A 13,292-nucleotide genomic window follows, 5' to 3' on the forward strand; every position below is an offset into this window, starting at 1 on the left:
AATTAGATTGATTCATAGATTTATTACAAAAGAATAAAAACCTACGCGCGCATTTCCCACCCGTGTGGGTAGTTCTTACAAAACCGCCCTTTTGGGTGGGAAACCTATAGTTGTGTTTACCCAATTTTGTACCATCTACTTATGAAGAACTTTTATGTTATCTATCTTTAGTCGTAAACGGAAATACAACGACCTCAGCTGGCTGCAGGTCGATGTCCACAATCACTTGTTGCCACGCTTAGACGACGGCAGTGCATCCGTATCGCAAAGTCTGGAACTACTGACTGCGTTGACCAATCAGGGGATACAACAATTTATTGCTACCCCGCATATATGGAACGGCATTTATCCCAATACCAAAGCCAGCATACAGCAGGCTTGGGAAGAGATGCTGCAAGATGCCGATCTTCCTAGAAATCAGCTTCGTTACGCGGCCGAATATATGGCGAGTGAACAACTGCTGGAAGATCTGGATAACCCCCTTGTACCGCTCCTCTGTCTTGCGGGAGGATATCTTTTGATCGAGATGCCGCTTACCAGAGAAAGCCCGGTCATCATGGACATTATCCAAAAATTGACCGGACGTGGTATAACGCCGATACTGGCCCATCCTGAACGTTATATATACTATCAGCATTCACCCAGTTTGTTGAAGACATTTAAAGATATGGGATGCCTGATTCAGGTCAACATCCTTTCTTGCTACGGCTATTATGGACCAAGGGAAAAGAACGTAGTGAAATACCTGACCCAGAAAGGTATGGTAGACCTCGTCGGGACGAATGTACATGATCTTCGACATGTGAAGGCCATTGAACATTATGTCAAGAAAGAGGATGTATCTGTTTTCTTCCAAGAGAAACTTCGTAATGAGGAATTTCTTCTCGATGTGGGAACAGAAATACGTTCGAGTAAAAAGGTAGGTTTAAAATAAACACGGTGCGTGATGTATAAAAACCACCAAAACAGCATATTAACCTATATGAAAACGCCGCTTATCTTGACGGATGCCATATGTTCCAATATGGCATTTGTTGCGGCTTTCTTCTGTGTGAAGTCCTACGGCCTGGTGGCCGAAGAGGCCCTCTGGACAAATTTTTACACCTTGTGGGTGCTGTTCAATCTGCTGAATGCCGTTGCGGCATTACACCTACGCTTGTATGCAAGGAGTACCCTAAAGCAATTGAAAAAATTAGTGTATACCACCTGGAAATCTGTTCTTATTCTACTCACCCTTTTTACGGGATGTACCGTGATCGAATACCGATTCCGCGGAATAGGTTATTTCTTAATTGTCTTGGCCGTCCTGGTCATTCTATACGTTGTTTTATCCCGCTTCCTCCTCGCTTATCTGTATAAACGGGATGCCCGCGCCTCCGTACATACCATATCGAAATATTAGTATTTTCTCTCCGTTTTGCACTTTCACCGTGCAAAAAATGAATGTTTTTTCTGCAAAGAATATTTGGAAATATCCTATTAATATTTACCTTTGCCTCATTATTTGTATTTAATCTAAATAGATGTAAAGGCAATGGTAAAAATAGAATAATATAATCTAGCATAGCAGCGATCCGAGAAGACGGCAATCTTTTTCGGCATTGTTGGTGAGAAGAGGTCTGGCGGCAACCAGACCTCCGAGCGGTAGATACGTCTACCATACTTTAATCGTCAAACTAAAGTGATGCAATATACTAAAATTTATACAGCCATGCTATTGGCTGTCGGGATTTCTGTAGGGTCTCCCACGGCGCGTGTACTACCGCGCGAAACTGCCGATCCGGGATCGAACTTCCATTTTTCATCAACGCCAGATCTGCAGACTTCCCTTTCAGGATATGTGAAGGACTCCTTCGGAAAAGCTATCGAAAATGCGACCGTTACCATCGTAGGCACGAATATCCAAACAGTCACCGATATAGATGGGTTTTACAAATTAGAAATTGGCCAGAAGCAGGATGTTTCTGTTGAGGTGACTGTCGTTGGTTACGTTACGCAACGTGTGCTATTAAAGGACAACGAAACGTACAAAGACTTTCAGCTAAAAATAGATGACCGTGTCATTGAAGCCATTAGTGTAAAAGGCCAAACCGAAAACCAAAGACGCGTTCACGAAATAAAAAGATCAGGTTTCAACGTGAGTGTGATCGATATGAACCAATATGCGAACCAAACCGCCAATGTCAATCAAATCCTGCGTACAGCACCCGGTGTTACCTTTAGGGAAGATGGGGGCTTAGGTTCAAATTTTGTATTCCGCATCAATGGGTTGGCCGCTAAAATCTATATCGATGGTGTTCCGATGGATGATTTTGGCTCGTCCATGTCCTTAAATAATATCCCTGTAAATTTAGTGGACCGAATTGAGATCTATAAAGGTGTCGTGCCAGCATTCCTAGGTTCGGACGCATTGGGAGGGGCGGTCAACATTATTACGAAGCAACGAAATAGGCACTTTCTCGATTTTAGCTATAGCTACGGCTCGTTCAATACCCATCAAGCATCCCTAGTGGGCATGTACACGAACCCAAAGAATAAACTTTCGATCCGTACCAATGCCTTCTATAACTATTCAGACAACAACTACAAAATGTACACCGAAAGAGAATACGGTGTAGTATTTGAAAAAGTGGTCAATAATAAATTCGTTCCCATAGACGAGGTCAGGCGTTTCAAAGACCGCTACTATTCCGCTATGGGGCAGGTGGAAGTCGGCTTGCGCGATAAAAGCTGGGCAGATCAATTCTTTGTCGGATTGACGTATTCCGCAAACAACAAAGAAAATCAGCTCGGAGCGACGATCAACACGGTTTATGGGGGCAATTGGCGGGAGTCAACCTATATCATGCCGACGATCAGTTATAAAAAGCAAAATTTTATAGTGGATCGGTTGTTTGCAGATATTTATGCGAACTATGGCTATGATGTATCGCATGTCAGAGATACGGCTAGCTTCAATTACGAATGGGGTGGAGCTCCTATACCGAACACGACAGGGCAAGCACCAAATGATCCCGTTCACACTCGCTACAACACAAATAGCTTGCTCGGTAGGGCAAATTTCAACTACGATTTTGATGAAAGTCGGAACCAAAGCGTTAACCTCAACTATAATGTCAATACCAATAACCGTCAATCGTACGACATTATTTTAAATAATAACACCTCGGGGTTACCCAGTGACATGGTCAAACACATTGTGGGTTTGACTTGGCAAAGCCAATGGTTCAATAAGCGTTTCGTGAATAACATCGCCGTCAAATACTACGGATTGGATACCTACAAGCAAGAAGATCAACGGGTATTTGGAGATTATGATGAGCTGTTAAGTGGCGCCATTGTTTCGCAATCAAAATATTTCGGTTACCAGGGGTATAGTTTGGCTTCCCGTTATCGGATTTTTAAAGATGGGGGGGTAAAATTCTCCGCAGAGCGAGCGTATAATATGCCGTCGATGAATGCGCTATACGGTGATGGTCAAAACTATTTGGCTAACTGGGACATCAAACCCGAACGCAGTGATAACGTGAATGGCGGAATTTATTATAATACGTTTCTGAACGACGATCATTTTATCAATCTTGATATCTCTGGTTTTTACCGCTTGGCACAAGATTACCTCAACGTAAGGGTTGTTACCGATGACGAACGGGATAAGTTTCAATATTACAATATTCCAGGTGTTAAATTGTATGGTGGAAGTTTCGAATTTCGTTACGGTTATAAAGATGTGATTACTGCGTCCCTAAACGGTAGCTATGACAAGGCCATCGACAATCAAAAATATACCGACGATACCAACCAGGAAGTTAGTATCTCTTATGGCTATCAAATTCCTAATCGCCCTTGGGTATTTGGAAACCTCGACCTCGGATTTGCGCAGAACGACTGGTTCAGTAAAGGAAGCCGGACGCAGCTTAACTGGACCACACAATATACCAAATGGTTTTATCTAAGCGATAGTCATCTTGGTTCGCTGGCGTCCAAAGATTATATACCTACGCAACTCGTTCATTCGCTTCTGGTTAGCTATTCGTGGAATCGTAACCGATATAATATTTCCGGCGAGATCAGGAATCTATTCGATGAACGCGCCTATGACAACTTCCGTCTGCAAAAGCCAGGGCGAGCATTTTACATGAAATTTAGAATATCACTATTATAATTTAACATCATCAATATGAAGAAAAACAGACTATTTGGATATGTTGCTCTTGCAACAATCCTATTCTCGGCATGTGAAGATAGCCCGAATGTTCCAGATGGCCCAGGCGTTGAAGACTCCGAGTATGCCGTATGGGTAGCCACAGAAAACGGATCGTATCTACTGACGACCGACGAGATCATGAAAGACACGTTGTTGTCTCCGCAGAATAATCAAGGGATCGATATCACCGGTTACCTTCCGCAGGCACGCTACGCAGGATACGCTTATTTCTTTAACGGTTACTATTACATGTCCAATGACGGCACACGTTTCAGTAAACTGCAAATCAACGAAAAAGGAGATGAGCTTGTAGAGGTGGATAATTATGCTTTTCCATCAGCCTTCTATCTTGGAAAAGTTGCGAGCCAATTCAGCACAACAGACGAAATTGTTTTTACGTCAACAGGTGCCAGCGATCCTGACCCGGAAAAGAAAGTATTTGAAAAAGACATTTACTTTATGAATACAAAGGACATGACGATCAATAAGACGTTAAAAGCTCAGATTCCAACCTTGGATTATACGGTGTACAAACCAGATGGAACGGTCGATCCAACCATTCTCAATGTCACCAGTGCACGTATTAGCGACGGGAAAGCTTATTTCGGATTGTTCTACTATACGTTCGATTACAAGCCGGTGAACCAACACGCATATGTGTATATCTGTGATTATCCGAGTATGGAAAACGGACATATTATGAGCGATGATCGGGCAAGCTATGTAGCCGGTCATTGGCAACGCGAAAATTATTCGTTTTTGGACGGCAATAATAACCTATATGTCCTGACCAGAGGGAAAACTGATGGTACCTATGCGCTACTCCGTGTCAATAACGGCGCAACAGAATTTGACAAAGACTATATCTTCGATTTGAAAGATTACGCTGTAAGAGGGGGTGACCTTTCTTGGTTAGGCGATGGAAAAGCGTATATAAGACCTTATGTCATCGATGTAGCCAATAGAAAAATCGTGGCGAACTTGGATGAGATGACCGGAGGAGAAGCGAAAAGCTCTATCAATTTGATAGAAGATGGAAACTTATACACCGGTGTTAAAACAACCGAATCGAAATGGTTTATCTATGAATACAATGTAGCGACAAATACCGTGAAGAAAGGTGCTGAGATCGATCCTGGCGTAACGCAGGTGTACCATATTAACAAATTGAAGTAATTACCTATTGTTGGTTTCATGTGAAAGGCCGTCCCCGGTTATGGGGTACGGCCTTTTCACAAACGCAATCAGCACCACAACCGCGATAGCTATCACAATAGATCAAGAAACAAGATATCGGTTTCGCCGCTAGCAAAAGTTTTCCATATCCAATTACCGCTGTATATACAGCTCTTCACCATAGAAAAAAAAATAGGAATATTAAGGCGACAAAGGATGGAATCGTAAAGCTGCTCCACCTCCTCGCGCTAAATGTAACGTCAATGTTTGCGTAGCGTCTACGTCACGTTCTTCGATAACGTAATCGTAAGGATTACGTTCATAATCAGCCTGCGGTCCATCCCGGTAAATCGTCAATTGATACGGTACATTGTCGTCCAAAAAATCGAGCGGTAATGTAAGCTGTCGAGCTTCGCCATTGGTGATGCTGCCGATGTACCAATCGTCCGACGCGCGGTCTTTACGCGCAACGGTAATATGCGTACCGATAGCCGCGTGAGGCACCAACGTTTCAGCCCAGCTGGCGGGGCAAGAAGTGATAAAGGAAAACGCGTCCGGAAAACGTTCATAACTTTCTAGTCTGTCGGAAGCCATCTGTAGTGGGCTATAAAGCACCACCGATAAAGCCAATTGCTTAGCCAATGTTGTTTCGACCCGTGTTTGCGGATAGATAGGATTCTCAAAATCAAAAGTGCCCGGTGTGAAATCCATCGGCCCTGCCAGGCCACGTGTAAAGGGGATAATCGTCGTGTGGTCGGGCGGGTTTCCTCCAGCGGGGTCCCATGCATCCCATTCCTGACCGCGTACACCCTCCTGTGTCATGAGGTTGGGATAGGTGCGCTGTAACCCCGTGGGCATGACCGGCTCATGATTGTCGATCATGATCTGATATTTAGCGGCTGTTTCGATGACCTTACGGAAGTGGCGTACACCGTATTGGCTACTGTGCCGTTCGACTCCATCCAGTAGTGGACTCACATAGCCCGTTTTGACAATAGATACTCCGTGTTTTTGATACCAAGCAAATGCACTGTCGACCTGCTGTTCGTAATTGCCTACGGCACCGCCGGTTTCGTGATGGCCGATGAGCACTACACCCTTACGCTTTGCATACGAGGTCACGTCTTCGATATCGAAATCTGGATACGCTGCGGTGAAGTTAAACTGATCGCCTTCTTGTGTCCAGTCGTTTTCCCATCCGGTGTTCCAGCCTTCTACCAATACCCCTGAAAAGCCGTGCTTTGATGCGAAATCAAGGTAACGTTTTGTGTTTTCCGTCGTCGCACCGTGTTTTGGCCCCACTTCCCAGGTATAACGACCCATGTGCATATCCCACCAGATACCCATATAGCGACCGGGACGGAGCCAAGAGGTGTCCTTAATCTTGGAAGGTTCATTGAGATTCAACATAAGGCGCGATAACACTAGCTCGCCGGCACTATCAGCAATGACCAACGTTCGCCATGGTGTGACGCTCGGCGCTTGTGTTCTTACTTTGTCGCCATTCGACCAAGGTGTAAGAAACACTTTTAAGCGGTTGGTTTTTCCATCAGACATGACATTCATCGCTGCATAATCCGTCAAGTTGGCCTCATGTAAAGCCATAAAGATGCTGTCAGTCGTCTGTATCGTCAAAGGCGTGCACACCGTATCCAACTCGTGCAGTGTACGCCGTGTGTAGAGTGCTTCGTAGTAATTGGAGCCATAGGGGATAGACCATGCTTGGTTATTGGCTGCAAAATTAAACTCCGTGCGCTCATCCAAGATCACAAATTCCTGTAGGTTAGGCTGCTCCGGAAACTCGTACCGGAAGCCTAACCCATCGTCGAACACGCGAAATACCACCCGGAGTTTTCGGCTTTTCCCGCTGGCTTCCTGCAGATCGACCTGCATCTCCCGGTAGTTGTTCTCGACCGTCAGCTCCTCCCCCCAAATTTGCTCCCAACGATCGGAAAAAGAACGGTGCGTAATATGGGTAATTTCAAATCCGTGGTCAAACGGCCCGTCTTTAAGTTGAAAGCCTAAAAAAGAAGTATCGAGCAGCAGTTGGCCCTTCTTTTTTACGGTGTAATATACGTGTCCGTCATCTGTACCCACCGCTACCTCAATCGCCCCATCGGGGGACGTGATGTGATGAAGGTGTTTCTTGCATGAAGAGACGGTTATGGTAAAAGAGCACAGAGCCACCAGTAGAAAGTTACTTATTCTCATTTTTTTAACGGATTGATAATGGCCATCGCCTTATCCTCCTGCAAGGCGATGTAGTAATAAAATGCTTGTAAAAGTTGTCGCTGTTTTACTGGATCCTGCGCATACGTTTTCTTCAGTTTGTAGTACTGCCAGATATTTTCTAACGTTTTTTGGTCATAGGATACGCCAGAAAAGCGCTGTAAAGTTTCGAGAAACGTGAACCCAAACTCTTCCGTCGGCTCAATCATTGTCCCCTCACCGAAATCGTTCCAGGTAATCAACTGCAGGTGCGCCATATTTTTAGCTGCAGCCATCGTAAGCAGTTGGTCGAAGAGGTGTCCCTGTTCATGCGCGATGGGGGATAGCACTTGATCTCCCCATCCGCCTTCCCGATAATAGTCATGGAAGCCGGGATAGGCTCCGCCAAGCAAGGTGCCGCCAGCTGGGCGGTGTGCATATTTATCTTCCATCGAAGTAGCGTCTACCCAAAGAAATTCACCGGCCGTATTCGGGTGAGCTTCATTATGCGCCCTTTCGGAATGATGATATAAGGTATAGAAAACGGGCTTGACCGGAATACTGCCCAACACCATGGACCAAGTGGAAGGAGATGTCAGGATCTGTGGACCGAAGGTTAGCAGCACCGGTTTCCCGTCTTGCCGAAAATAGGCGTCATCATTAAAAAAATGGGATTGCATATACCGCATGTCCGCAATAGCCTGTGTCATACGCTGGCCATCTGTGGACAGGTCGTCTCGCAAAGTCTGGTCTTCGTATACAATGGCATATTTCAGACCCACTTTTTTAATCACGTCTACGATGATCTCGGTGTTGCGTAGGTTGAGCGGATAGTCATGCAGATCCCGCGTGCCGTACCAGTCAATCCATATTCCGTCGATACCTGCATATTTCATCAGCAGGAAATGATACTCCAATACATCGCGGTCATTGGACGCATACGGACCGATCAGCGGGTAATAATGCGCTGCTATCTGGCGCTTGCCATCCGCATTCAGCAGATCCGGGTTACGGTTTGCCATCGTCCAGTGCATGCCCCAATTGCCTGTGCCGCTCGACGCTTTATCTTCGAACCAAGGCATATAATGTGCCCAAAGCTCCATGGGGTTCGTTTTTTGGACATCTTTCGCGTCGAGCACCTGTAGGTCGTCATCCGTAGGATTGCTATCCTTTACATCGTTTTTACTACACGCTTGCGTGAACGTGGCAAACAGCAGCAACACGATCAGTTTTATACGTGTCATACTAGCGTACATAGCCGGGGTTTTGATCTAATTTGTTGTTTCGCGCCAATTCCTGCTGTGGGATCGGAAAGATGGCCGTATGCTTGTCTGCCGCATCGGCACCTTTTTCCCACCAAGCTTGGAAAAACGTACCGAAACGGATATTGTCTGTGCGGCGATGTCCTTCAAATACCAGTTCCCGTCTTCGTTCCTGATCAATAAAGGCCAGATCGACGTTCGAAGGCGTTTCCAGGCCGGCCCTGATTCTGACTTGTTCGATAAAAGGTCTTGCCGCTGCCGCATTTCCCAGCCGGATGTGGCATTCGGCCTGCGTGAGTAATACTTCGGCATAGCGCATCAGCACGAGATCGTAATCCCGCTCCCAGGCATCTCCTGCTTTATCCTCATATTTGCTCAGCCGGGCTCCTTCATTTTGGGCGGCCTCTGTCAGGCCGCTGATTTCTTCCGTGTAGACTAATGGATTGCCCGACGCAGGCATGATGATCGTAGAACCCGTACGTAAATCGATCTGTGGACCCACCAATAAAGCATTACGCCGTATGTCTTTCTCTTCAAATGCCGAATACAGGCCGGGTTGCGCCGCGATACCGTTCCCACACCATTGGTAATCACCTGTTGCCGAGAATGCCCAGCGTTGTTCATAGTGGTAGGTCATCGAAGCCAGGTAATTGCCCACAGTCCCGGCTTTACTATCATAAGGGACGGCGAAGATAATCTCTCGGGAAGTCTGGTTGGCGGTCTTAAAATTGGAAAAATAGTCTGGCTCCAATTGTCCCGAAATACGACCACATGCCGTCAAACAATCTTCCCAGCGTGGACGGCCCGTATAGACTTCGGCATTGAGGTATAAACGCGCCAGCAACAGATGGGCAGCATCTTGTGTAAACCGGCCATAAGCCTGTTCAGGGAGGTAGTCCACATTGTTTTTCAGTTCTCTTTCTACAAACTCAAATACCTCTTGGCGTGGTGACGTGCCCGGGGCTTCAAGCACTACGTAGGTGGTATCCAATGGCACATTTCCATAGAGATCGAGCAACTGATAATAATAATATGCCCGGAGGGTTTTGAGTTCCGCGTACAATGGACGTGCAGTCGCCGCGTCCAGTCCGGATTGTTCTACTTGATAAAGAATGGCGTTAGCGGAAGCGATGCCATTGTAACAGTACTTCCAGGGAGCCCAAAGTTTTGGGTTTTCCGGTCGCCAGTTGTGCCGTTGCAGTTCGATATAAGCTCCGTCATCGTACCAGTCTCCGCCTACCCTTGTCGGGATCACACATTCATCAGACGCTACGGCCGAAACAAAAAAGACAAATTCGCTCGTTGGATAGAAATTGACACCGTCTGACGCACCACCGCGGAGCGATGAATAGGCGCGTCCTACAATCGTTTCGATCTCCTGTGGTGTTGTTCCGTAATCAGACGATTGCACACGGTCGTAAAGCTCTTCGGACAGATCTGTACAGGAGGTGACTAACCCCAGCAGTCCAAGTAAATATATCGGTAGTTTAAAATTCATGGTTTTTCGTGTTAAAAGCTAAAAAGATAAATTGATTCCTAACGTGAAGGTTCTTGCCCGGGGGTAATAGTAGTTATCACCTTCCCCTAGCGATTTATCTATTCCGGGGCTGGCCAGGCCGCTGAAGTTGACCTCAGGGTCTAATCCTTGATATCCCGTAATCGTAAATAGATTCTCTCCCGTCATATATATTCTGGCACGGCTGAACCAAGTTGGATTAACAGGCAGCGTGTAACCTAAGGAAACCGACTGCAGTCGTAAAAAACTGCCGTCTTCTATCCAGTAGTCGGAGAATACCGGTCCTTCGGTAATCGTGGTTCCTACCCAGGAATCCAGCACGTTATAACCGGGCATTCTACCCGGATAACTGATATTCATGGCTTGTGCGTTCAGGATTTTTTGACCAAACATACCGTTTGCAGCAACATTGAAATCAAAATTCCGATAGGTCATATCCATCGCAAAACCAAGCATCATTTTTGGTTGCGCGTTGCCGAGATACTGCTGGATGACTTCACCATCTTCCCCGGTTTCCAATATAAATTTACCTTCCTCGTCAATGCCCAGAAACTTCGGCCCCCAGAATGTCCCTACGGCATACCCCTCTTTGAGCAGTTGTGTATACATGCCTGACATGCCTGTCAGACCATGAAGATTACCTGAAGGAACCGCATCGGTCTGGTATAGTTCGTTCGATAGGCGATCTACTTTCTGTACGTTTCTGGCCATCACCACATTTGCATTCCAGGTGAATTTGTCATTTCGGACGATGTTGGCACCTAAGGTCAACTCTATTCCCCGGTTGGTGAGATCCCCAACATTCGCCAGCATTTTATCATATAGGTAAGGTGGCTGTGGCACATTATACGTATAGAGCAGATCGGAGGTCTTTTTGATATAGGCATCGAACGTGGCATTAAATCGCCCCAAAAAAGCGATGTCTAACCCAAAATTTGTCTGTGCGGTCGATTCCCATCGGAGTTCCGGATTTGGGTTCTGTACAATTCCGTACGACTGTTTCCAAGTGTCACTGGCCTGGTCATAATAAGCACCGCCACCCGTGCCCATCAGTGAAAGCGATCTATATTCGCCGATGCCATCTTGATTTCCGGTCACGCCATATCCCACACGCAATTTTAAATTATCGAGCCAACCGCGTGTATCTGCCATAAAAGATTCCTCCGTCAGCCGCCAAGCCGCCGATGCTGAAGGAAAAAGCCCCCATTTGTGATTTGCGCCGAAGCGGGAAGAACCATCCCTTCTCAAGGTAGCGGTAAACATATACCGGCTGTCATACGAATAGTTTACACGTCCAAAAAAAGAGATCAGTTTGGCCTGTCCTTTATACGAATATACATCCCCAAGCCGAAAATCACTACCTGAACCAATATTGTTATAGTGGAATAAGTCGGTGTCGAATCCCCGACGCTCTGCACCAAAACCTTCGTAGGTATTTTGAAGATAAGAATAACCTGCCAATGCGTTCAATTGGTGGACTTCGTTAAGGGTCTTGTCGTATGTTAAGAAAGACTCCAACTGGAGGTTGCTGTAATCGCCTAAGTTGCGTCTGCCATAACCTTTGTCCGTACGTCCGTTGAATGAATCCGCGTTCTGGTAGAATCGGCCTTGCTGTGAATTGTACTCATAGGAGCCATTCACGGTTGCTTTCAACCCCCGGCCCAAGTCAGCTTCTGCTTTACCGAAGGCCAGTAACCTGTTGCGGGTTTGGTCGTCTTGCCGTGTATGTAGAATTTCGACGGGGTTGTTGGCATTTGTTCCGCCAATCTGCGTATAGGCACCATTCTGCATAACCGGAAGTGTGGGATTAAGGTTGTAAGCGCGCTCAAATATACCTAGATCTATAGGGTGGTATTGATCCCTGTTTGCATGTATACCTGCTTCGATCTTCAACCGGTTATTTAGTCCATACTGGTATCCGGACAAACTTCCGGCGAGGCGACCCAATGAACTGTTGTGGATAACACCCTGTGCGTCCAAATAGCTGAATGCGCCGTTTACGCCGCTTTCTTTACTTCCACTGGTAAACGATAAGCTGTGGAAGTTGGTTATCGCGGTACGCTGCAGTTCGTCCACCCAATCTGTATCCGCACCATAATCGACGGCGCCGGATAATTCATTTTCCCGGACATAGGCACGCCATTGATCTGCAGAAAGAAGATCAAGTTGGTTAGCTGCATTACCCACGGCCACATAGCCGTTATAGCTCATGGTCCGTCGCTCGCCCTCCCGGTTAGTCGTCACGATAATGACCCCATTGGCGCCACGAGAACCATATATGGCGGCGGCGGATGCATCTTTTAGTACGTCAATGGAGACAATCTCACTCGGCTGTACCGTGTTCATGTCTACACCGGGGATTCCGTCGACGACCACCAGCGGACTGTTGCTGGCAGATAACGAAGTTCCTCCTCGGAGCCGCATGGCCGACCCCTGAATCGGATCGCCGCTCGGCTGCGTCACGGTAAGACCCGCTACTTTGCCTTGCAGCAGTTGTTCTGCCGATGTGATCACGCCTTGTCTAAAGTCTTTGGCCGATACCGAGGAGATTGCGCCTGTTAAGTCCGACCGGCGCATCGTACCGTAGCCTACACCCACGACCACCACCTCCTCCAGTGTGGTCGTTGTGGGTTCCAGACGTACCTGCATCTCGCTGCGGGCTTGAGCCTTGGTGCTGTGATATTTTATATGGGTGAAGGTCAGCCACTCCGAGGCCGATACGGCAAGCGTAAAACGGCCATGGATATCCGTAACGGTGGTGGTTCCCGATGCTGCTGTGATACTCACCCCTTCTAAAGGTGACTGTTCCTGATCGACAACCGTGCCGGAGATGACGGATATCTGTTGGGCGTATGCAAATTGGATGAGGCAGACTAACAGGCCTACGGACCATCCTAAAGATTTTATTAATTTCATTCGTAAA

Annotated in this window: 8 protein-coding genes; 4 read left to right on the forward strand and 4 right to left on the reverse strand. The window is 46.7% G+C overall.

The window, feature by feature from the left end; translation table 11 throughout:
* The first annotated feature begins 154 nt into the window (after positions 1-154).
* From FXV77_RS06665 to FXV77_RS06680, 4 genes are all read left to right on the forward strand, one after another.
* The gene (locus FXV77_RS06665) at positions 155-934 is read left to right on the forward strand and encodes a tyrosine-protein phosphatase (RefSeq protein ID WP_148918444.1); all 780 of its coding nucleotides are present in this window, start codon (positions 155-157) and stop codon (positions 932-934) included.
* 48 nt (positions 935-982) lie between these two features.
* Positions 983-1,402, forward strand: a complete 420-nt coding sequence (locus tag FXV77_RS06670) for a hypothetical protein (RefSeq protein WP_222867727.1) — start codon at positions 983-985, stop codon at positions 1,400-1,402.
* 282 nt (positions 1,403-1,684) lie between these two features.
* The gene (locus FXV77_RS06675) at positions 1,685-4,165 is read left to right on the forward strand and encodes a TonB-dependent receptor (protein ID WP_148918446.1); all 2,481 of its coding nucleotides are present in this window, start codon (positions 1,685-1,687) and stop codon (positions 4,163-4,165) included.
* A 15-nt stretch (positions 4,166-4,180) separates the two neighbouring features.
* A complete protein-coding gene (locus tag FXV77_RS06680) occupies positions 4,181-5,383 on the forward strand; it encodes a hypothetical protein (RefSeq protein ID WP_148918447.1) in 1,203 nt (400 codons plus the stop codon).
* A gap of 201 nt (positions 5,384-5,584) precedes the next feature.
* Here the strand turns inward: FXV77_RS06680 and FXV77_RS06685 are convergent, their stop codons facing one another.
* Genes FXV77_RS06685 through FXV77_RS06695 form a run of 4 tightly spaced genes read right to left on the reverse strand, consistent with a single transcriptional unit; the run spans position 5,585 to position 13,285 of the window.
* Positions 5,585-7,594 carry a glycoside hydrolase family 97 protein gene (locus FXV77_RS06685; RefSeq protein ID WP_148918448.1) on the reverse strand — a complete coding sequence of 670 codons (2,010 nt, stop codon included), beginning with the start codon at positions 7,592-7,594 and terminating at the stop codon, positions 5,585-5,587.
* A complete protein-coding gene (locus FXV77_RS06690; protein ID WP_148918449.1) occupies positions 7,591-8,847 on the reverse strand; it encodes a glycoside hydrolase family 71/99-like protein in 1,257 nt (418 codons plus the stop codon). Before FXV77_RS06690 ends, FXV77_RS06685 begins: the two co-directional genes overlap by 4 nt.
* Complete coding sequence (locus FXV77_RS22030; RefSeq protein WP_187444036.1) at positions 8,837-10,351, reverse strand: RagB/SusD family nutrient uptake outer membrane protein; 1,515 nt, start codon at positions 10,349-10,351, stop codon at positions 8,837-8,839. Before FXV77_RS22030 ends, FXV77_RS06690 begins: the two co-directional genes overlap by 11 nt.
* A gap of 18 nt (positions 10,352-10,369) precedes the next feature.
* Positions 10,370-13,285, reverse strand: a complete 2,916-nt coding sequence (locus tag FXV77_RS06695) for a SusC/RagA family TonB-linked outer membrane protein (RefSeq protein ID WP_187444037.1) — start codon at positions 13,283-13,285, stop codon at positions 10,370-10,372.
* Positions 13,286-13,292 lie beyond the last annotated feature (7 nt).

This window comes from Sphingobacterium phlebotomi (assembly GCF_008180195.1).
Lineage (GTDB): Bacteria > Bacteroidota > Bacteroidia > Sphingobacteriales > Sphingobacteriaceae > Sphingobacterium > Sphingobacterium phlebotomi.